General features: G+C 50.8%; 15 protein-coding genes, 2 pseudogenes, 1 riboswitch and 2 other annotated features. Of the genes and pseudogenes, 16 read left to right on the forward strand and 1 reads right to left on the reverse strand.

Annotated features, from left to right (window positions below):
* Nucleotides 1-126 precede the first annotated feature (126 nt).
* The 8 genes and pseudogenes from BLT35_RS24970 (at nucleotide 127) to BLT35_RS25005 (ending at nucleotide 11,141) form a co-directional block, all read left to right on the forward strand.
* The gene (locus BLT35_RS24970; protein ID WP_074730099.1) at nucleotides 127-1,746 is read left to right on the forward strand and encodes an SIR2 family protein; all 1,620 of its coding nucleotides are present in this window, start codon (nucleotides 127-129) and stop codon (nucleotides 1,744-1,746) included.
* A gap of 96 nt (nucleotides 1,747-1,842) precedes the next feature.
* Nucleotides 1,843-2,034 (forward strand): annotated as a pseudogene (locus BLT35_RS24975) (HRDC domain-containing protein); the annotation flags it as partial.
* 224 nt (nucleotides 2,035-2,258) lie between these two features.
* Nucleotides 2,259-2,855 (forward strand): hypothetical protein, encoded by a 597-nt coding sequence (locus BLT35_RS24980; RefSeq protein ID WP_074730100.1) that lies wholly within the window; start codon nucleotides 2,259-2,261, stop codon nucleotides 2,853-2,855.
* Nucleotides 2,856-2,987: 132 nt separating this feature from the next.
* The gene (locus BLT35_RS24985) at nucleotides 2,988-3,599 is read left to right on the forward strand and encodes a hypothetical protein (protein ID WP_074730101.1); all 612 of its coding nucleotides are present in this window, start codon (nucleotides 2,988-2,990) and stop codon (nucleotides 3,597-3,599) included.
* A gap of 126 nt (nucleotides 3,600-3,725) precedes the next feature.
* Nucleotides 3,726-3,902: pseudogene (locus tag BLT35_RS24990) on the forward strand (GMP synthase (glutamine-hydrolyzing)); the annotation flags it as partial.
* A gap of 244 nt (nucleotides 3,903-4,146) precedes the next feature.
* Nucleotides 4,147-4,247: riboswitch (purine riboswitch) on the forward strand.
* A 101-nt stretch (nucleotides 4,248-4,348) separates the two neighbouring features.
* Nucleotides 4,349-5,761, forward strand: coding sequence for an NCS2 family permease (locus tag BLT35_RS24995; RefSeq protein WP_062411059.1), 1,413 nt, complete (start codon nucleotides 4,349-4,351; stop codon nucleotides 5,759-5,761).
* A gap of 164 nt (nucleotides 5,762-5,925) precedes the next feature.
* Nucleotides 5,926-6,184: a binding site (T-box leader), on the forward strand.
* Between the two features lie 34 nt (nucleotides 6,185-6,218).
* Nucleotides 6,219-6,483, forward strand: a binding site (T-box leader).
* A gap of 83 nt (nucleotides 6,484-6,566) precedes the next feature.
* Nucleotides 6,567-8,135 carry a 2-isopropylmalate synthase gene (locus BLT35_RS25000; protein WP_062411058.1) on the forward strand — a complete coding sequence of 523 codons (1,569 nt, stop codon included), beginning with the start codon at nucleotides 6,567-6,569 and terminating at the stop codon, nucleotides 8,133-8,135.
* Nucleotides 8,136-8,591: 456 nt separating this feature from the next.
* Entirely contained in the window at nucleotides 8,592-11,141 is a 2,550-nt protein-coding gene (locus tag BLT35_RS25005; RefSeq protein WP_074730102.1) for an alkaline phosphatase family protein, read from the forward strand.
* A gap of 228 nt (nucleotides 11,142-11,369) precedes the next feature.
* Here the strand turns inward: BLT35_RS25005 and BLT35_RS25010 are convergent, their stop codons facing one another.
* Entirely contained in the window at nucleotides 11,370-13,337 is a 1,968-nt protein-coding gene (locus tag BLT35_RS25010) for an ABC transporter ATP-binding protein (RefSeq protein ID WP_074730103.1), read from the reverse strand.
* Nucleotides 13,338-13,901: 564 nt separating this feature from the next.
* On the opposite strand from BLT35_RS25010, the gene BLT35_RS25015 reads away from it, so the two are divergent.
* The 8 genes from BLT35_RS25015 (at nucleotide 13,902) to groL (ending at nucleotide 20,083) form a co-directional block, all read left to right on the forward strand.
* The gene (locus tag BLT35_RS25015; protein ID WP_074730104.1) at nucleotides 13,902-14,537 is read left to right on the forward strand and encodes a 5-formyltetrahydrofolate cyclo-ligase; all 636 of its coding nucleotides are present in this window, start codon (nucleotides 13,902-13,904) and stop codon (nucleotides 14,535-14,537) included.
* Nucleotides 14,530-15,045, forward strand: coding sequence for a cyclic pyranopterin monophosphate synthase MoaC (gene moaC / locus BLT35_RS25020; protein ID WP_062409913.1), 516 nt, complete (start codon nucleotides 14,530-14,532; stop codon nucleotides 15,043-15,045). Before BLT35_RS25015 ends, moaC begins: the two co-directional genes overlap by 8 nt.
* 50 nt (nucleotides 15,046-15,095) lie before the next feature.
* Nucleotides 15,096-15,596, forward strand: a complete 501-nt coding sequence (locus BLT35_RS25025) for a MogA/MoaB family molybdenum cofactor biosynthesis protein (protein WP_062409912.1) — start codon at nucleotides 15,096-15,098, stop codon at nucleotides 15,594-15,596.
* Nucleotides 15,580-16,584 carry a molybdopterin-binding protein gene (locus BLT35_RS25030; protein ID WP_074730105.1) on the forward strand — a complete coding sequence of 335 codons (1,005 nt, stop codon included), beginning with the start codon at nucleotides 15,580-15,582 and terminating at the stop codon, nucleotides 16,582-16,584. Before BLT35_RS25025 ends, BLT35_RS25030 begins: the two co-directional genes overlap by 17 nt.
* A gap of 41 nt (nucleotides 16,585-16,625) precedes the next feature.
* The gene (locus BLT35_RS25035) at nucleotides 16,626-16,898 is read left to right on the forward strand and encodes a twin-arginine translocase TatA/TatE family subunit (protein WP_074730106.1); all 273 of its coding nucleotides are present in this window, start codon (nucleotides 16,626-16,628) and stop codon (nucleotides 16,896-16,898) included.
* Between the two features lie 14 nt (nucleotides 16,899-16,912).
* The gene (gene tatC, locus BLT35_RS25040) at nucleotides 16,913-17,689 is read left to right on the forward strand and encodes a twin-arginine translocase subunit TatC (RefSeq protein ID WP_062409910.1); all 777 of its coding nucleotides are present in this window, start codon (nucleotides 16,913-16,915) and stop codon (nucleotides 17,687-17,689) included.
* A 360-nt stretch (nucleotides 17,690-18,049) separates the two neighbouring features.
* Complete coding sequence (gene groES, locus BLT35_RS25045; RefSeq protein WP_054820237.1) at nucleotides 18,050-18,331, forward strand: co-chaperone GroES; 282 nt, start codon at nucleotides 18,050-18,052, stop codon at nucleotides 18,329-18,331.
* A 117-nt stretch (nucleotides 18,332-18,448) separates the two neighbouring features.
* Nucleotides 18,449-20,083, forward strand: a complete 1,635-nt coding sequence (gene groL, locus BLT35_RS25050) for a chaperonin GroEL (protein WP_062409909.1) — start codon at nucleotides 18,449-18,451, stop codon at nucleotides 20,081-20,083.
* Nucleotides 20,084-20,914 lie beyond the last annotated feature (831 nt).

The raw sequence follows: 20,914 nt of genomic DNA on the forward strand, positions 1-20,914 counted from the left end.
TTGAATTGTTTTGGCCAGAGCATTATTTAATGCTTCTTTGGGTTACACCCAGACCAGAACTTTACCAGGTCTTACCACGAACTGCATAGGTCATGTATTGGAGTGAAGATTGGGGGATTCTGTAAAATGAGCGGATTAACGGAGCTAGTGTATTCATTAAGAGAGGGAAGAGTAATCCCCTTTATTGGTGCTGGTTTTTCCAAAGCTTGCGGATTTCCTTCTTGGTATGAATTGATACAAAAATTACTTGAACGTTTTGATGAGGAATCCTTTGAAGCAATTGACAATATTGATCTACTTAGAGTTGCTGAATATCTAAAGATCATTAATGGGAATGAAATAGGACCGATTAGGTCAGAGATAGAGAAAGTATGTAATGCTTATTCTGTTGACATTTCACGATCTGATCCCCATTTACATCTAGTAAGTCTTGGTTCACCAATCATATACACTACCAATTACGATAATCTAATTGAAGAAGCATACAAGTATACTGGTCAACCTTATTCTCAAGTAGTTACTACTAGAGACATAGTTAAGAATATTTCTAAGGAATCAACCCAAATTGTAAAGTTTCACGGTTCGTTTGAACACGAGAAAACAATGGTGCTTACTGAATCAGACTACTTTTCCAGATTAGAATTTGAAACCCCAATAGATATTAAGTTAAGGTCTGATATTATAGGTAGAACCATATTGTTTATGGGATATAGCTTCTCTGATTTTAATGTAAGATACTTATGGTTCAAATTAAGAAACATGATGAAAACAATGAATGACATGGACAAACCTAAATCGTTCATTCTACTTGCGAACAATGATAAAATTTCAAGCACATTGTTTCAGAATATTGGTATTGTACCGATACACTTGTCAGAATTTGAAGGTAACGATACGACGGAGAGGCTTACCGATTTCATGGAAAGGTTAGTCTACAGTGTTCATTCTAGTCCCAATAAAACAATAAAATCACCAATCATAGCCACAGATAACCAAGTGGAAAAATATTTGAATGCCCTTTATAGCAGGGATGAACAAACAATTAATGCCTACACGAGGCTACTGCTTTCTTCAAAAATTTGCGAAAATCAAATAAATTCTTTTCTTAATGATGACTTTTCAATCCATGGACAATCGCTTGGTTTATGGTTTGATGTAATAGTCGATATACAAGGGGAATCAAAGGAAAACATTCTTTTGTTACTGTATAAGCTGGAAAAAGAACTAAATATGAGTTTTTTCTATGATATATTTGTACTTGCATTTTTGAGATATCCTGAGGCAAGGGAAGTTGAAATATCCCAAAATTGGACAACCATCCAGAAACTTATAGATGGTCACAGGTTAGAACCAATAACTGAATTTCAAATGCTTTTGGACGCTCTTACATGGGCTAGATTTAGTGACGACCTTAAGAAAGATACAACCCTCTATTTCATAATTTTTATATATCATTACTTTAATGGAAGATTGGACGAAATAATTCAAGACCCTTGTAACTATGATGATCCAGAAACATCAGAACTGCCGCAAGAATATTTTAATATTACACCATTGTATGTAATTGAATATATCAAATCTAGGGCAACTTGGTTACCAGAAGTCGAAGTCATAATTGAAATGATGGGGGATATAGGAAGATTACTGGAAGCCTTTGGGGGACATTATCACCAGCATTCTGATTTTAATTGGGGTTATGCTGCTATCGACAAAGAAACAGCTGAAAAGATTTTAATGATATCATAGTGTGTTTATTATAATTCTCCAGTTGATGTGAATTTGGTTGGACAGGACTAAAATCCCAATAATAACCCCCATAGGGAAAATGGGGAACAGCTACGTGAAGAACTGACAGCTTATAGACTCCAAATTTCAAGAGCGGAGAACATCAAGGCTTACTACATCTTCAACAACGCTGAAATGGAGGATATGATTGCTAAGTATCCGCGAACAGAAGAAGAATTGTTGGAGGTAAAGGATTTTGGGAAAGTAGAGAAGTACGGCAATGCAATTTTGAACATATTTAATGGGTGACGAATTTCTTTAGGATATTATTTGTATCAACATGAACCCCTCTATATAACGCTCAAACTCTCGGTGAGTTCAACAAAAAGGAGCATATTGGGATGTTAGTAGTCTTTGCTGAGTTTGACGCAACATTATCATTGAGCGTACACAGGGCTGGATTAAAGACGGCTAGTGCGAGAGGGAGAAAAGGTACTACTAATTAGTTACATTAATGTTGGAGGAGGAGTCCTTTGAACAGAGAGAATTTACTTTGGAGTGATATTTATTCTGTATGGAAGTTCTACGTTGGTGCATATATGCCTACGAGAAATAATGCCACTTTATTTCATCAGTTTCATATTGACGTTCAGAGGAAAGAAAGTCCACATTTTCGCTTAGGTAGTGGAATAATCGATTGGTATCCTTCTAATAAAGTGGAAGAACGTATACAAATGCTTGAACAATACGGAATAATAGGATGTAATTGGAAGACAACAACGGGCTTAATAAGGACTGCTGAAATATTATGGGAAGTCAAAGATGATGAAGAAAAAGTTGCTATGACATGGATTGCAGCGTCTCTTAACGAGATACTTCAATTTTTCCCTGAGCAATGGAGAAGAGAAGGGGCATATTCTTCAATTACGAAAGTGTGTAATGTCGTTCAGAGTGAAATGAATATAAAAAATGTAGGGGGATGGCATGGCAGAACGAAAAATTTCCTTCCAGTAAGCGTTGATAAACATATCTACAGTTTCCCAGATAATATAAATAACTTGATACATATAGCTGTGTTAGACTATTTGGTAAATGTAAATTCATGGTCGTTGGTGTACATAACAAGTTAATATATGCTAGGCAATAAGGAAAGAACCCATCCATGTATGTATTAAGTGATGGGTTCTTTTTTGAACGAGTGTATCGGTCAGAAGTATTAAATAAAATCAACGCCCTAAGAATAGAAATGAGAGTGTGTACGAGTGTATATGCATTTTAATAAGCCGAATTGGTATGAAATAATAGAATTAAGTTACCTAGAGGACTTAAAAGTATTGTTTGAAGAAACTCAAAGAATGTGGAAAAGTAGTTTAGATGCCATTGGTGAAGAGATAGATCAACTTGATGAAGAAGATAAGGAGGAATATGTCGACCATCACTACGATAACATTGTTCAATTACGAGATGTTCTACCTAGAATCACCAACAATTCCATATTGATAAATATATATTCTTTTTTTGAAGTTCAGTTGATGGATTTTTATAATAATGTAAAAAGTAAATTTGACAGCGATGTTAATGCTAGGCATTTAACTGACAAGTTCAATTTTATGAATGAAAGTTTCGGGCGTGAGGTAGTTGCACTAGACGAAATAGCTCATCTTGATTTTGTCCGAGAACTTCGTAATAGAATTATGCACAGTAATGGCGTAATAGAAGAAAAAGACTTTCCAGAACTAGTGAACAAAATAGAGGAATGTCCACAAACAAAATTATCAGACCGAAAAGAATTAATACTTGATAATGATTTCATAAACAAAACATTTGAAATTGTCGAGGGTATACTTAGAAATCTTAATAGCAACGTCAAATAATTATTGTTTTATTCATGATTGAAGATGGTTTATTTTCTGGTATAGGCTTGAAAACACCGCTTTCACCCGCTACAATTGATATACGAAAATAACGCGATAATTGAATAGTAATTTACTCTATTGAAGTATACCGTCGGCATCCGGGCCGTCACGTCGATCGACGGCATGACGGCGGACTGGGCGCGCATTCCGTGGGATGTGCTTGAGAAAATCTCGACCCGCATCGTGAACGAAGTCAATAATGTCAACCGCGTGGTGTACGATATTACCTCCAAACCGCCGGCCACGATCGAGTGGGAATAAATCAAATGGACCCGTTCTCTCTTTGCATAGAGGGAACGGGCTTTTTTGCGCTGCAGCATGATCAAGACCGCTAAATAGAAAAAGCATAAAACATCCGCCAATAGGAAAATCTTAGAGGGGGTCACCGATTGGATCCCAAGGAGTTATTTTCCTTTTTGCCGAACGAATTTACGGATAAGCTGAAAAATGTTCGGAAAAATCATTGACAAGCTTCGACGGCGATTTTAGAATAAGGGTTAGATTCATAAAAGGGAATAACCGTTTTCGTATAATTCCGGGAATCGGCCCGGAAGTCTCTACGAGGTCACCGTAAATGATCTGGCTACGAAAAAAAAGCGGTTCACGGCATTCGTCCGTGGAGCGTTCTTTTTCTTGAAGCCCGGAAATATCAGGTAGCCGGGCTTTTTGTCGTTGTTCCGAAAAACCATTTTGGAGGGATTTCAGGAATGGATCGTTTTTTTAAGCTGAAGGAGAACGGCACCACGGTTCGCACGGAAATCATGGCCGGTCTGACGACGTTCATGACGATGGCGTATATTTTGGCCGTTAATCCGAACATACTGAGCGCATTCGGCTCGGGAGCGACCGGGATGGATTGGACGGCGGTTTTCCTCGCTACGGCGATTGCCGCAGGCGTGATGACCATCGCCATGGGCTTGTTCGTTAACTTTCCGGTGGCGTTGGCGCCGGGGATGGGTCTTAATGCTTACTTTGCTACGGTGATTCTCGCTTCGCAAGGGCAGTTTACGTATCAGATGGCTTTGGCAGCCGTTTTTATCTCAGGGATTATTTTTATTATTTTGACCGTGACCAAGGTTCGTCAGATGCTGCTTGTCGCCGTTCCGGACAGTCTGAAGCATGCGATTACGGTCGGTATCGGCCTGTTCATCACGATTATCGGGCTCAAAAACAGCGGTCTGCTGGCGGTTGCCGTCGAAGCCGCAAACGATATTCCGAAGGGCAAATATACGGAGCTGTTGTCCTTCGAAACGGTGTTTCACCTGGGCGATGTGCATAATGCGAACGTTTTGCTTTGCATTATCGGGATTGCTCTGATTTCCATTCTGATGGTGTTGAAGGTACGCGGCGCGATTTTGTTCGGGATTTTGCTGACAACGGTGGCAGGCCTGTTCATGAGCAATCCGGACGGCTCTCCGGTGGTGAGCCTGGCTACTCTGACAAGCGGCGAAACGACCTGGGTGCCGGACATGAGCAAGCTGGCGTTTGCGCATTTTGATTTTGCCGGTGTCATGAATGCCGGGATCATTTCCGTCATATTGACATTTACGTTCGTGGAATTGTTTGATACGTTCGGAACGCTGGTCGGAACGGCCAACCGCGCCGGTTTTATGAAAAATAAAGAAGAAGGCAACAAAAAGGTCGGCAAAGCGATGATGGTGGATGCCATCGGCGTCAGCGGCGGCGCGTTGGTGGGTACGAGTACGGTAACGGCGTATGTCGAGAGCGCAGCCGGCGTTGCCGAAGGCGGACGTACGGGTCTGACGGCTGTCACGACGGGTGTTTGCTTCCTGCTGGCGCTGTTCCTCGCGCCAATCGCAGCGCTCATTCCGGGCTCCGCCACGGCGGCTGCACTGATCGTTGTCGGCGTACTGATGATGCAGTCCGTTCGTGAAATTGAATTCCAGGATCTGGTTTACGGCATTCCGGCCTTTTTGACCGTTACGATGATGCCGTTCACGTATAACATTGCCAACGGGATTTCCTTCGGTATCGTGGCTTACGTGCTTCTCGCAACGGTCGCCAGATTGAGCGGCCAAGGAAAATATAAAGTGCATTGGCTGATGTGGATTTTGGCCATTCTCATTATTGCCAGGTATATTTTCCTCGGGGGCCACTAATCGCTTGTACGGTGTATTCAAAGTCGTTTACCAGCTCCGGTGTCCGCTGAATTCGGGCGCCGGAGCTTTTCTATTCGATGGGAAGCCACAAGCGGAATTGCGAAAGTTTTCTGAAAATAGGCATTGACTTTAAGCAACGTGCATACTATAATAGTAATCAAATCAAAAACGCAACGAACGGGAGCAGTAGCCTTCATGTCCTGTCCAGAGAGCTGCGGGGTGGTGCAACGCAGTCGGGAGCATCGGCGAATCTCGCCCGGGAGCGGCAAAGCTGAACGGCCGGAGTGTAGCGCTGCACTTCTGCAGGCAGTAAGCTTTGACGGGTCGCCTCCGTGATCAGGCATCGAGCGGGCAACGGCTTTCTAGGCAAAGCCGGGGTCAACAAGAGTGGTACCGCGATAGGAACAGCCTGTCGTCTCTTTGGTTAGAGGCGGCGGGCTTTTTTAATTGAATATGTTGAAACGCGAAGAACGGGATCAGTAAAGTCAATCCGGTTGTCCAGAGAGCTGCGGGGTGGTGCGACGCAGTCGGCGGAAGCTTGAAACTCGCCCGGGAGCGGCAAAGCCCAAAGAACTTGCGGGAAATCTCTCGTGAAGGTCGAGTAGGCTGCGACGGATTAGCCCTCCGTGACAAGGGGTTCGAGGTGGAATTCTAACGTGCGTTGGTGCTTGGAGTTCAAAAAGAGTGGTACCGCGGCAAGGTTACAGCCTGTCGTCTCTTGGTTTTCAAGAGATGGCAGGCTTTTTTTGCAGGAAAAAATCTGAGGAGGATGATGGTGATGATGAACCAGGACCAAACGGGAACGATGAGAAAAATACACATTTTCGATACGACATTGAGAGATGGAGAGCAGGCGCCGGGAGCGACGCTGACGCCGGAGCAAAAAATCGTGATTGCCAAACAGCTCGCGAAGCTTGGGGTGGATGTGATCGAGCCGGGATTTCCGATTTCAAGTCCGGGGGATTTCGCAGCGGTGCAGCAAATTGCGAGGGAAGTCGCCGGCGTTGAAATATGCGGCTTTGCCCGGGCTATGAAGGAAGACATCGATGCGGCCGTCCGTGCAATCCAAGATGCCGAACGCAAGCGGCTGCATCTGTTCATCTCTTCGTCCAGCATTCATCTGGACTTTCAGCTGCGCAAATCCCGGGAGCAGGTGATCGGCATAGCCCGTCAAATGGTGGCTTACGCCAAGCAGTTTGTAGACCGGATCGAGTTCTCTCCGATGGATGCCACGCGGACAGGGGACGAATTCCTGTTCGAAATGATCGAAGCCGTGATTGAAGAAGGGGCCACGATCATTAACATCCCCGATACGGTCGGCTATGCGCTGCCGGAGGAATATGGGGCGATGTTTACCCGGGTGATGAAGAATGTCCGGGGCGGGCAGCAGGTTCAGTACAGCGCACACTGCCATAACGATCTTGGCCTGGCGGTTGCGAACAGCCTGGCCGCCATTCAGGCGGGAGTCAGCCAGGTGGAGGTGACCGTGAACGGCGTAGGGGAACGCGCCGGCAACTGCTCGATGGAGGAGCTGGTGATGGCGCTCGAAACCCGGAAGGCGGCGATTGGAGCGGAGACATCGATTCGGCCGGAGCATATTTTTGACACCTCCCAATTGGTCAGCCGCGCGATGAGCTTTCCGATCGCGTTCAATAAGCCGATTGTAGGACGCAATGCGTTCCAGCACGAGGCGGGCATTCATCAGGACGGACTGCTCAAAAACCGCAGCACCTATGAAATTATGGATCCCGAGCGGCTGGGCATCCCGCGCAGCATGATCATTCTTGGCAAGCACTCCGGCCGCCATGCGATCAAGCATCGGGTAAGCCAGTTCGGGGTAGAGCTGAACGAGGAGCAGATGGAAAGCTTCTATGCTGCCTTCAAGTCGCTGGCGGACCGCCAGAAGGTCGTACATGACCATCAACTGCTTGAATTGGTAGGTCACACGGTGAATCAGGTGCTGGAGCCGTATACGCTTGTATCCGTGCAGCTGATCACAGGCAATGCAGGACATCGGGTGGCGTCTTGTACGATCCGCAATGAGGCAACGGGAGAAGAGGCGGTTTATGTGGGAACAGGTAACGGCCCGGTGGAAGCTGTTGTAGCCGGGATCAAGCAGGGCCTGCCGTTTGAAGCGGAGTTCGCCGATTTGGAGCTGTATTCGCTGTCTGCAGGGGAAGAAGCAAGCGGCGAGGCGATTGTAACCATACGGGCGTACGGGAAAACCTACCGCGGCATAGCGGAGAACCGCGATATTTTGATGGCGGCGGCTCATGCATACATGGCAGCGTGCAACCAGGCGGCTCGCGAGTGGGTGAAGGCATCGAAAGGCGGTTCGGTCGAACCCTTGGAAGTGGAAATTACAATACCGTAATGTCGAAAGGGCTGTGGATAATAGTTATCCACAGCCCTTGTGCATATTGTGAGTAATTCACAAAAGCCGCGCCGATACTCGTACCTGTAAGAAAGGTTTTCCCGCAGGAGGGTGGATAAGTTTTTCACAACAGATCTGTGGATAATGTGCATAACTTTGTGGATTAGACGAAAAAGGCTGATTATTCTAGAAGAAGTGACATGATATTCTGGGGATAATCTTGTGGATATTGCTATGTGATTCCTTGGTTATATGCACACTGGATAAAAAGGTTGTTTTTGGGCAAAGTACCAAAAGAGTTTCAAAAGTGAAAGATGCGCGGAAAAACGGGATAGTGGAATGCATGCAGCAGCGAATATAGGCGGGTTAGCGAGTAATGCCGGTTGAGGCCGCAGACAGATGGATTTATCGGATGGCCGATGGCGGGAGAGAGCATGTTCTTGACGTGCGCTGGGTATGCTCTTGTTATGCTCCGGGTGTGAATTGGAAGAAGGAAGCTTTGCGGATCCATGGGAAAGGAAGGGGCTTGGCTCGATGCGCTGGGAACGGCTTGGCAAAACATTCTGCTTCAAGACGTCGAAACGGATAAGCTATGCAGCCGCCGGGTTGTTTATGTGGATGGTTGGATGTTATGCTGCGCCGGCTGCTTCTGCGTCGGGGATAAGTCCCGGTCTGACCGCCGATGTCGTCCACAGCTCTCCGGCCGCCGCTCCGGTTATCCCCACTGTGGAAAACCATGCTCCATTGGTTACCGTTGTATCGGTGCCGGGATTGTCCTTTATGGAGCTTCGTCCGGAGTGGCTGCACAGCATGCCCGCGCTTCGGCATTTGTCGGAAGAAGGGGACTGGGGGGCGATGAATGTAAGATTGCCTTTTCGGGGGCTGGAATCGGTCTATGCAACATGGGGCGCCGGAGCGCCGGCGGACGGACGGGGAGCTGAAGGGTGGAACCGGACGGAACGGCGTGAGGGGCAGCGGGCGGACGAGCTGTTGGAACGGTTCTCGATATCCGCGGCAAAGGACCAAGATGCTGCTGCTGTGGTCATTCCGTCGATCGAAGCGGTGCGGCGAAGCAATGCTCGCGGAACCTATGGGGCTCGCCCCGGCTTGCTTGGAGAAACGTTAAAGCGGCACGGGATCCGTTTGGCGGTATGGGGGAATGTCGATAAGCCGGGGAGCGGAACCGAAATGTACCGGCGTCCCGCGCCATTAATGGTGATGGACGAATGGGGGCGTATAGAAACAGGCGATGCAGGAAGGTCCCTGCTGGGAATGAATGAAGCGATGCCGTACGGTGTTCTCACCCGCTTCGAACGGGTATTTGAAGTATGGAAAAAGGCTGCGGCTGAGGAGAGCGCTCCTTCCGGAACGCTGGCATTGATTGAGCTGGGCGATTTGCACCGTCTGTATGCGGAAAAAGACATGTATGCGTCGGAGCTGTTTGTGCTGCGCAAACAGGCGGTGCTGGAGCAGCTGGACCGGTTTATCGGACGGTTGGCCGCCGAAATGGCGGCGTCCGGTAAACGCCATGTGCTCTGGCTGGTAAGCCCTCAGCCTCATGCAGAGGCGTTAAAAGAAAAGCTGCAGCTGACGCCGCTGCTGCGCTGGTCTCCGGGGCACACGGCCGGTTCCGGGTTGCTGACCTCGGAAACGACACGACGCCCGGGCATTGTATCGGCTGTCGATATCGCCCCTTCGATGCTTGCGGAGTTCGGGGTGACGCGTCCGGAGGAAATGACCGGGCTTGCCGTCTGGCATGCAGAACCGATCGGCGGAACGGATCGTTCTCAAGGCGGCGCATTAAGCTGGCTGCTGCGGGAAGTGGAGAGGATGAGCAGCGTATATGCGCTGCGTTCGCCTATCTTGTACGGGGTTGCCGGGTTTGAGGTGGTGGTCATGCTGGCAGGGCTCGCTGCGGTTTGGTTCGGAGCGGCGGGCAGAAGGTGGTGGCGCAGACTGCTGCGCGGACTGCTGTTTAGCGTGCTGCTGACGCCCGGCATCCTGCTGGCTTTAGGCTGGTTGATACAATTGGACACATGGATCTGGGTTACCCTGCTGCTGCTCGGTTTGTCCGGAGCGGTGTTAGGCGGTGCGGCATCAGGCTTCCGCGGAGTACCGCAGTTGATCCGGCTGCTGTGCTTGAGCGGCTTGGGGATCAGCGGACTGATCCTGCTGGACTTATACACAGGAGCGGAAGCGATGAAGCGGTCGGTGCTCGGCTATGATGCGATGATCGGCGCCCGCTACTACGGCATCGGCAACGAGCTTATGGGTGTGCTGCTGGGGGCCTCGCTGCTCGGCCTCAGCGCGTGGCTGCAGACGCGGCGGCCGCGGACGCCCGAGGCGTCGGCGCCGCGCGGGCGCGCCTGGGCGGCGGCGGCTGGCTGCGCGCTCACGGGCAGCCTGGCCTCGCCCGCGCTCGGCGCCAACGCCGGCGGGGCGCTCGCCGCAGCGGCCGGCTTCGGCGCGCTGGCTGCCCGCCTCGGCGCTGGCGGCGCGCTGCGCTGGCGCCGCCTGGCGCTCGGGCTGGCGCTGCCGCTGGGCGCCGCGCTGGCGGGCCTCTGGCTGCTGAACGCCGCTTGGTCCCCCGGCCATGCCGTGGGACCAAGTGCAGCCGCCAGTGCCCCGGCCGCCGCTTCCGCCGCCGGAGCCGGGCACAGCAGCCACATCGGCCGCGCCTTCGGCGACTTGCTCCAGGGCCGCTACGACGTTATCGGTGCCATGATCGCGCGCAAGCTGGCGATGAACTGGCACCTCATTCGTGTCTCCGCCTGGAGCAAGGTGCTGCTTACGGCCCTGGCGGTCATGGCCGTACTGGTGTTCCGGCCCCAAGGCCGACTGCGCCGATGGGAGGAGAGATACCCGTACCTGATACACGGGTGTTATGCCAATGTCATCGGTGCCGCCGCAGCATTGGTCCTGAACGATTCGGGCATTGTCGCCGCCGGCACCATGATTGTGTACAGCAGTGTGCCGCTGCTGCTGCTGAAACTGGAAGACGCCTGACGGGGGCCGGTACCACTCTATGGATTGGGGTCTCCATATGAAAAATAGCGGGTGACAACCGTACTCAGGTTGACGTTTCTACGGCTTTGCCGGGAAATACAACCTAAAGTCCGCGTCGATCCGCTATTTTACAGGTATGGACTATTTTCTCTCGGTTGGCGAATGCTAGTGTTCGCACCCTTGACCAGAGGCATCCACATCACAGGCGCTGATTATCGCAGCGACCGTCTACTCCGCCAGTTCTTCCCACTGCTCGTAAGCGTCGGAGAGCTGAGCGCGCTTTTCTTCGATAAGAGCATTCTTTTCCTGCACCAGCACGTAGTTGTTGTATACCTCGGGCAGGGCGAGCTCCGACTCCAGTTCGCCGAGTTCCCCTTCCAGCCGGGCGATGAGCTCTTCCAACTGCTCCAGTTTGCGCAGACGGCTGCGTTCCTCCCGTTTGGCCTGCTTTCCGGCCTCATAGCCGCTGCCCTTGGCCTCCGACACGGCAGCGTCGGAAGGGGCCGCGGTGGAGCCGCCGGTCTTCGCGGCCTTGCCCTTGGCTTCCTCGGCCTCTCTGCGCTGCTGCTCGATCTCGGCCAGCTCCAGCTTCTTTTCCACATAGTCATCATAATTGCCAAGGTAGCTGGTGACGCCATCCGGGGTCAGCTCCAGTATGTTCTCCGCCATTTTGTTCAGGAAATAACGGTCATGGGAAATGAACAGCAGGGTACCTTCGTAATCGATCAGCGCCGATTCCAATACCTCTTTACTGTAGAGGTCCAGATGGTTGGTAGGCTCGTCGAGGATCAGGACGTTGGCTTTTTGCAGCATCAGCTTGGCCAAAGCGACCCGTGCCTTCTCTCCGCCGCTAAGCGATCCGATCTTCTTGAACACATCCTCGCCGCTGAACAGGAAATTGCCCAGCACCGTACGGATGCGCACTTCTTCCAAATGAGGATAAGCATTCCATACTTCCTCCAGCACGGTCTGATTCGGATTCAGTCCTGTTTGCTCCTGATCATAGTATCCGATTTTCACATTCGTTCCCCAATCGTAAGTGCCGCGGTCCGGCGTATGCTGTCCGATCAGCGTCTTGAGCAGCGTCGATTTGCCGATGCCGTTGGGACCGATCAAAGCGGCCGTATCGCCGCGGCGCAGCTGGAATGATACATTGCGGATCAGCGGATTTTGCCCGTCATATGAAACGGCAATTCCCCGGACGTCCAGAACCTCGCGACCGGAAGGAGTCTCCACCTCAAAGGAAAAGCTCGCCCGTTTCAAATCTCCGAGAGGCTTGTCGAGGCGCTCCATTTTTTCCAGTGCTTTGCGGCGGCTCTGCGCCCGCTTGGTCGTTGAAGCGCGAACGATGTTGCGCTGGATGAACTCCTCCATTTTGGCAATCTCGTCCTGCTGCTTTTCGAACTGCTTTAGCTGGTTCTGGTATTCTGCTTCCTTCAACTCGATGTACCGGGTATAGTTGCCGGTGTATCTGCGGGAGGTCGTCCGTTCGATTTCATAGATGGCGTCCACCAGCGAATCGAGAAAATACCGGTCATGGGACACCACCAGAATGGCCCCCGAATACGAGCGCAAATACTGCTCCAGCCAAGTGAGCGTCTGAATGTCCAAATGGTTGGTCGGCTCGTCGAGCAGCAGCAGGTCGGGAGCTTCAAGAAGCATTTTGGCCAATGCCAGCCTGGTTTTCTGACCGCCGCTCAGCGCCTGTACCGGGGTGGAAGGATCCATCCCGCCGAAGCCCATCCCGTTTAAAATGCCCCGGATTTTGGCCTCGATCTCATAGCCGCCCCGCTCGCGGAATGCGTCGGAAAGCTCGGCGTAGCGGCGCATCGTTTCTTCCATTTTTTTCTCGTCGGCAATGACGTCCGGGTCGGCCATCCGTTCCTCCAGCCGCCGCAGCTCGGTTTCCATTTCAAGCAGACCGGCAAAAACGTTCAGCAGCTCGTTCCATATCGAACGGTCGGAGACAAGTCCGCTGTTTTGTTTTAAATACCCGATTTTTGTTTCCTTCGCTTTAAAAATTTGGCCCGAATCATAAGAAAGCTCGCCTGCAATGATCTGAAGCAGCGTCGATTTGCCTGCTCCGTTCACGCCCACCAGCCCGATCCGCTCGCGGGCTTCGATTTGAAGCGATATATTGGAAAGTACGGTACTGGCCCCGTAGCTTTTGGTAATTCCCGAAACTTGCAGCAGCATGATATGGTATTCCTCCTGAATCCTAGTTCCTCAAGTTTAAAAGGTTTTTTCTATATCATGTAGTGTAGCATATTCACGTGCCGATTTCGATTTCCAGCCGATGACATGTCTGCCAAATCAAACGCTCCGCCGTATGCTCAAAAACGAATGCAGCCTCTTCCGAAGGAGGCGGTTTTCGTGCCCGCCGTCTATATGCGGCGGCAGCACGCTATACGCAGATCCCGCTTTACCTCGGCCCCCCCATGACCGGATTGTTTCCGCCCGGGAGATTCAACCGTTCTCTTACGAGTCCGCGCTGGCGCTTGGTCTTTCGCAAACCGGTGCCCGCCGTGTCTGGCCAACCGCTGCCCGCGGCTGGGAGATTGGCCGTATTTTTACGATGCCGTCTGACTCTGAGCCTGCTATGATAAGGAAAAGTCGGGCGTCTGATCCTATGCCGGTCATCGCCGTCCTGCCGCTCGAAATTCCTGCCGGCCTTCGCTTCCATGAAAGGCTGTATTTATTTTCACGATATGATAAAATGAAAGCTAAACCAGATTTGAACGCCAAAAGTGAGGCGGTTTCATGAACATAAAAGAAAGAAAAATAGAGCTTCGCCACCAAGCGGAGGCGGTTCGTGCCGCCATGGCCGAGGAAGAACGCCAGCGCAAATCCCGGATCATCTGCGATAAAGTGATTGAACGGCTGGAGCAGCTGCTTGAACCGGGCGAGCCGGTAAGATGGCGGCCGACGCTGTTTACTTATATGCCCATCAAAACCGAGGTTGATGTCACACCCGTGCTTGAAGCCTGCTGGAAGCGCCAATGGCGTGTCGTCGTTCCGAAGGTAGTGCCCGCTTATAAGCAGCTCAAGCTCTATGAAGTACGCTCCTACACGGATCTTCAGCAAGGGACTTGGGGCATCCGGGAACCGGTGCCAAGAGCGAAGCAGTTGTTCGACATCAGGCAGATTAATGTCGCATTAGTGCCTGGACTTGCTTTTGATATGAATATGGGCAGGCTGGGGTACGGAGGCGGTTTTTATGACCGCTTCATGCAGCAATACGTTCGGACGGGCCTTCCCAAACCTTACATTATTGCGGCGGCCTTTGAGGATCAGCTGGTTCCGGAGGTGCCGATGGGGCTCTTTGATTTCCGGATCAATGAGCTGATTACTGAATCCCGGAACATCATGGAGAGGAGTTCGGAAGCCGATGTCTGAACAAGAACCTAAGCAAAGCCCGCTGACTCATTTTGACGCACAGGGACGTGCGCGTATGGTGGACGTTTCCGCCAAGCAAGAAACCGTTCGTACGGCTACAGCCCGAACCATGGTCAAAATGCAGGCATCCACGCTTGAGCTGATTCGTCAAGGGAAAATCGGCAAAGGAGATGTGCTGGGTGTAGCGCAAGTCGCGGCCGTTATGGCTGCGAAGAAAACGTCCGATTGGATTCCTATGTGCCATCCGCTTGCATTAACCGGCGTGGAGGTCCGATTTACGGATGATGGGGAAAGCGAGCTTTATATTGAAGCGACGGTCCGCACCAAAGGGCAAACCGGGGTGGAAATGGAAGCTCTCACGGCCGTATCGGCTGCAGCGCTAACCGTATATGACATGTGCAAGGCGGCGGAAAAGTCGATGCAAATCGGACCGACCTACCTGCTGAGCAAAACCGGCGGCAAGAGCGGCGATTATTATTATCCCCGGCAGGCCGCAGGTACGGATTGATTTTGCGTATGCAATACAGATACTAACGATTTCAGGGGAGGAGCAGGTTTATGCGCTGGAAAGTGGCTATCTTGACTGCAAGCGACGCGGGTTCCCGTGGGGAGCGGGAAGATACTAGTGCACAGGTGATCCGTGAGCTGATCGAAGAGGAAATGAACGGAGAAATTATCGAGTACCGCATCGTACCGGACGAAAAAGACGAAATTATGGCGGGGCTGATTGAGATGACCGACTATTTCAAAGCTGATCTGATCCTCACGACGGGCGGTACGGGGCTGGCCGTTCGCGATGTTACTCCTGAAGCGACTTTAAGCGTTATCGACCGTGAGGCTCCGGGATTCGCCGAGGCGATGCGCATGTCCTCTTTGCAGAAAACGCGTCGCGCTATGCTGTCCAGGGCCGTTTCCGGGATTCGCGGAAAAACGCTGATCATTAACTTGCCCGGCAGCCCGAAGGGCGTGTCGGAGAACTTGTCCGCCATTATGGATCAGCTGCCTCATGCGCTGGCGATTCTGACCGGACGTGAAGGGGATCATGGCCGTGAAGCTTGAATCTATGCTTGAAGAGGTTGCTGTTGAGAAGGCAGTCGGGATGGTGCTTGCGCACGACCTGACGCAGATCATCCCGGGTCAATTCAAGGGGCGTTTGTTCAAAAAAGGTCACGTGATCCGCGAAGAGGACATCCCCGCGCTGCTAAGCATCGGTAAGGAGCATATCTATACGATCCGGTTGGAGAAGGGCATCCTGCACGAGGACGAGGCGGCTCTGCGCATGGCCAAGGCCGCGCAAGGCGCAAATGTTCAGCTGACCGAGCCCCATGAAGGAAAAATTACGCTGAAATCAACCATTCACGGCCTCGCCAAAATCGATAAAGCACGCATCGACGAGGTAAACTCCCTCGACCAAATCATCATGTCCACCATCCGGACCAATTCGGTCGTCCACCCGGGGCAGGGATTGATGGGTACGCGTGTGATCCCGTTGATTATTGAAGAAGCGCGGATTGCGGAGGTGGAACGGATTGCGGCAGCGGACGGACCGCTTGTGGAGGTTAAGCCGTTTAAGAAGCTGCGCGTCGGGTTAATCACGACGGGCAGCGAGGTGTTTAAAGGCCGGATCCAGGACAAATTCGGACCTGTGGTGCGGGAAAAGCTGGCTGCCTTAGGGTCGGAAGTCATAGAGCAGCGCTTTGCTCCGGACGATAGCGAGATCATTGTCAGGGAAATACGCAGGTTCAAGGAAGAGGGAGCAGACGCGATTTTTGTCACGGGAGGCATGTCCGTTGACCCTGACGATCGCACCCCGGGCTCCATAAAGCAGGCCGGTGCGCGCATCGTCAGCTACGGGACGCCGATGCTGCCGGGTTCGATGCTGCTGATCGGATATCTCGATGAGATCCCGATCATGGGGCTGCCCGGCTGCGTCATGCATGATCCTTACACCTCGTTTGATGTTCTTTTACCGCGTATTTGCGCAGGAGAAATGATCACCCGGGACGATATTACCGAGATGGGATACGGCGGCTTGTACAATTGCTGAGTTTTTGGCAACGAGCTAATTAGCTGGAAAGGACGATTGCTGTGTTTGGAAATTTAGGCTTCTCAGAAATATTGCTGATCGCCGTCATAGCGCTGCTGCTGTTCGGGCCGAACAAACTACCGGAATTGGGGCGTTCCCTTGGCAGAACACTTCGTGAATTCAAACAGGGAACGCGCGAATTGCTGTCTGATGAAGAACACGTGCCTCCGGGACGTAAAGACGTCACCCCTGCCAATTCCAGTGTAAAGGAATCTGAACAGCCCCAGGCCATTCCTACGGATCACCGCCAGGATCCCCGCAGACTTCCGGATTAATGAGGTGAAACGACATGGAACAAGATGACGGCATGACACTTGTCGAGCACTTGACCGAGCTGCGTAAACGCATCATCTGGGTCATTATTGTGCTTGTGCTCGGTATGGTGGCCGGACTGATTGCCGCCCAGCCGCTGATCACGTATTTGAAGTCCGTCCCGCCGGCGAGCAAAATCAGCTGGAACGTGTTTTCGCCGTGGGATGCGATTAAATTGTATATGAATTTTGCACTGGTCATGGGGCTGCTGATCACCTTGCCTTTTACCCTGTACCAGGTTTGGGCTTTTTTGAAGCCTGGCCTTAAGCCGATCGAACGGAAGGCCTCGCTGATCTATGTGCCGTTTGCTTTTCTGATGTTTCTGCTGGGCCTCGCGTTCGGTTATTTCGTTGTGTTTCAGATGGCTTTTATATTTACCACTACGATTACCGAGAACCTGCAGCTTAGCGAAACGTACGGCGTGACTCAATATTTCTCTTTTATGTTCAATATCCTTATTCCGCTGGCGCTTGTATTTGAGCTTCCGATCGTCGTATTGTTCCTCACGAAAATACGTTTGCTTAATCCGATGCTGCTCCGGAAGTTCCGCCGCTATGCATACTTGCTGCTGGTTGTCATATCCACCTTGATCACACCGCCTGATGCAGCCTCCGCTATCATTGTATCGGTGCCGATGATCGGGCTGTACGAGTTTAGCGTCTTTCTTTCGGGGAGGATGTACCGGAAGCAGCTGCTTCAGGATCAAGCCTGGGAATATGAGGGAGCCGAAACGGCTGTAAAGTCTGTCGATTGACAGGCTTTTTTGTTTTGGAGAATCAGAAGAAGAATTCTTGTCGGAACAAGGCCGTTTCGTTTCAGGCTGCGAATCAGACGATGTCCTGATTTTCGTTCGCATTGCTGTAGACGTTTCCGAGTTTTTGCTGGTACTGTGCAGTTAATTATTTTAGCTGTGATATATATATACTCACTTGAAATCATTGTACTGTTCTTCCGTATATTTTGTTCTCCCGTGGTTACAATGAGAGGGGTGTAAAATTGTTGTAAAACCACTTGCAAAATTCATGCGAAGTGAGTATCATAAGAATTGTTGTTAGCACTAAACACATACGAGTGCTAATAAAACCAACCAAAATTTAAAGGAGGCTATTTTCTCATGATCAAACCGTTGGGTGATCGCGTAGTCATTGAAGCCATCGCTAAGGAGGAAACGACCGCAAGCGGAATCGTACTGCCTGACACGGCGAAAGAAAAGCCGCAAGAAGGTAAAGTCGTAGCAGTAGGCAGCGGTACACTCAAAGACGGCGAACGCGTGCCGCTTGAAGTTAAAGAAGGCGACCGCGTCATTTTCTCCAAATATGCTGGCACTGAAGTGAAATACGACGGCCGCGAGCTGCTCATCATGCGTGAGAGCGATATCCTTGCTATCTTGGCTTAATAAGGATTGGTACTGGATATCTTCGCGCTTTATACTTAAGTATTGTGTTTTTACTTATGAAAATATCCGAATGGTAAAATAAATGATTCATCAAAATCGATTTAGGAGGGTTTACTCATGGCAAAAGAAATCAAGTTCAGTGAAGACGCTCGCCGCTCGATGCTTCGCGGGGTTGACGCTTTGGCTAACGCAGTAAAAGTTACCTTGGGTCCAAAAGGCCGAAACGTGGTTCTGGAGAAAAAATTCGGAAGCCCGCTCATCACCAATGACGGTGTAACCATCGCTAAAGAAATCGAACTCGAAGACGCATTCGAGAATATGGGCGCTCAACTTGTAAAAGAAGTAGCAACCAAAACCAACGATATCGCTGGCGACGGTACGACGACGGCTACCGTTTTGGCTCAAGCGATGATTCGCGAAGGTCTGAAGAACGTGACTGCCGGCGCGAACCCTATGATTGTCCGCAAAGGTATCGACAAAGCGGTTAAAGCTGCCGTTCAAGAGCTGGCCAAAATCTCCAAGCCGATCGAAGGCAAGCAATCCATCGCTCAAGTTGCTGCGATCTCCGCTGCTGACGACGAAGTAGGCGAATTGATCGCTGAAGCTATGGAAAAAGTGGGCAAAGACGGCGTTATCACCGTTGAAGAGTCCAAAGGCTTTGCTACCGAGCTTGAAGTGGTTGAAGGTATGCAATTTGACCGCGGCTACATTTCCCCGTACATGATTACGGACACAGACAAAATGGAAGCTGTTCTGGAGAACCCGCATATCCTGATCACGGACAAGAAAATCACTAACATTCAAGAAATCCTTCCTGTTCTTGAGAAAGTTGTTCAATCCGGTAAGCAGCTCTTGATCATTGCAGAAGACGTAGAAGGCGAAGCGCTGGCTACTCTTGTAGTGAACAGACTGCGCGGAACGTTTACTTGTGTAGCTGTTAAAGCTCCTGGCTTCGGCGACCGCCGCAAAGCAATGCTGGGCGATATTGCTGCTCTGACCGGCGGCCAAGTGATTACGGAAGAGCTCGGTCTGGATCTGAAATCCACTACGCTGGAACAACTCGGTTCCGCTCGCCAAGTTCGCGTAACGAAAGAAAACACGATCATCGTAGACGGCGCTGGCGACAAAAAAGACATCGGCACTCGTATCTCGCAAATTCGTGCTCAATTGGAAGAAACCACTTCCGATTTCGATAAAGAAAAATTGCAAGAGCGTCTCGCTAAGCTGTCCGGCGGCGTAGCTGTCGTGAAAGTCGGCGCTGCAACTGAAACAGAGCTGAAAGAGCGCAAGCTTCGCATTGAAGATGCTCTGAACGCTACCCGTGCGGCTGTAGAAGAAGGTATCGTAGCAGGCGGCGGTACAGCCCTTGTGAACGTATATGCAGCTGTAGCGGCTGTACAAGCTGAAGGCGACGAGAAAACAGGCGTAAACATCGTTCTGCGCGCTCTGGAAGAGCCGGTTCGTACGATCGCAGCAAACGCTGGTCAAGAAGGCTCCGTTATCGTTGAGCGCCTGAAAAAAGAATCCGTTGGCATCGGCTACAACGCCGCTACCGGCGAATGGGTTAACATGATCGAATCCGGTATCGTTGACCCTGCAAAAGTAACGCGTTCCGCGCTTCAAAACGCAGCATCCGTAGCGGCTATGTTCCTGACAACCGAAGCGGTTATCGCTGACAAACCGGAAAAAGAAAAGCCTGCTGTACCTGACATGGGCGGCATGGGCGGTATGGGTGGCATGGGCGGATTCTAATCCGGCCTGTCCCGTATGGAAAAGCGGCATCCCTTTCTTGGGGGATGCTGCTTTTTTGTGTACGCCCAGCATGGGCGTCATCTCTAGGGTGAAAGTCCCAAACGGGCTGGCGAGCGCCTACCGTTAGCCAAGGGCAAGGGTGTCGCCGCGAGGCGGAATCTGAAGTAAGCCGGAGGCTACAATCAGAGTAGGGTCTCGGAGAAAGCTGTAGTCGGGGCGATTGCCCTCTCACTGGGATGAAATAATCCCGTTGGTGTGTTTAATCGCCTCCTCGCCTCACCCGGTTGTGGCCAAGCCCACGTATAGGTGAATGTAAAAGCAACTGTGCCTGCATTTTATTCTTAACGAGGGGATGGAAATGCGCTTTATTGGCCTGGATGTGCATCAAAAATATACGGAAGGATGTGAGATCGGCCCAAACAAACAAAAAAGACGTTTTCGGATAGCCAACACGTGAGAGTCTTGGGAGGAGTTCGCCAAAACCCTAGATCCCGAAACTCGAGTCGTCATGTAAGCCACCAGCAACGCCTTCTGGATTCATGATATCTTATCCGACTATCCCGGACAAGTTGTTGTTGCTAATCCTCTGAAAACCCGCGCCATTGCGGAAGCGCGTGTAAAGACAGATGCCCTTGAAGCTCAAATTCTAGCTCAGTTGCTCGCGGCTGACTTTATTCCAGAGAGTTGGGTGCCTAATAAAAGAAGAATACCTGACGGAAGTATTTAGAGAAGGTTACGCTGCCGGCAATGGAACAAATCGTTTTATGTTCATCACTGAAGTTATTGGATTTTGTCCAACAAGAAATGAACGCATTAGAAGCAGATTGGTTT

It is taken from the genome of Paenibacillus naphthalenovorans, assembly GCF_900099895.1.
In the GTDB taxonomy this organism is placed as follows: domain Bacteria; phylum Bacillota; class Bacilli; order Paenibacillales; family NBRC-103111; genus Paenibacillus_G; species Paenibacillus_G naphthalenovorans.

Bases quoted from the DNA above. Each gene is read 5' to 3' on its own strand.
- BLT35_RS24970 (WP_074730099.1), top strand. From the start codon at position 127: ATGAGCGGATTAACGGAGCTAGTGTATTCATTAAGAGAGGGAAGAGTA.
- BLT35_RS24995 (WP_062411059.1), top strand. From the start codon at position 4,349: ATGGATCGTTTTTTTAAGCTGAAGGAGAACGGCACCACGGTTCGCACG.
- BLT35_RS25000 (WP_062411058.1), top strand. From the start codon at position 6,567: ATGAGAAAAATACACATTTTCGATACGACATTGAGAGATGGAGAGCAG.
- BLT35_RS25005 (WP_074730102.1), top strand. From the start codon at position 8,592: ATGCTCTTGTTATGCTCCGGGTGTGAATTGGAAGAAGGAAGCTTTGCG.
- BLT35_RS25010 (WP_074730103.1), bottom strand. From the start codon at position 13,337: ATGCTGCTGCAAGTTTCGGGAATTACCAAAAGCTACGGGGCCAGTACC.
- BLT35_RS25015 (WP_074730104.1), top strand. From the start codon at position 13,902: ATGAACATAAAAGAAAGAAAAATAGAGCTTCGCCACCAAGCGGAGGCG.
- moaC (WP_062409913.1), top strand. From the start codon at position 14,530: ATGTCTGAACAAGAACCTAAGCAAAGCCCGCTGACTCATTTTGACGCA.
- BLT35_RS25025 (WP_062409912.1), top strand. From the start codon at position 15,096: ATGCGCTGGAAAGTGGCTATCTTGACTGCAAGCGACGCGGGTTCCCGT.
- BLT35_RS25030 (WP_074730105.1), top strand. From the start codon at position 15,580: ATGGCCGTGAAGCTTGAATCTATGCTTGAAGAGGTTGCTGTTGAGAAG.
- tatC (WP_062409910.1), top strand. From the start codon at position 16,913: ATGGAACAAGATGACGGCATGACACTTGTCGAGCACTTGACCGAGCTG.
- groES (WP_054820237.1), top strand. From the start codon at position 18,050: ATGATCAAACCGTTGGGTGATCGCGTAGTCATTGAAGCCATCGCTAAG.
- groL (WP_062409909.1), top strand. From the start codon at position 18,449: ATGGCAAAAGAAATCAAGTTCAGTGAAGACGCTCGCCGCTCGATGCTT.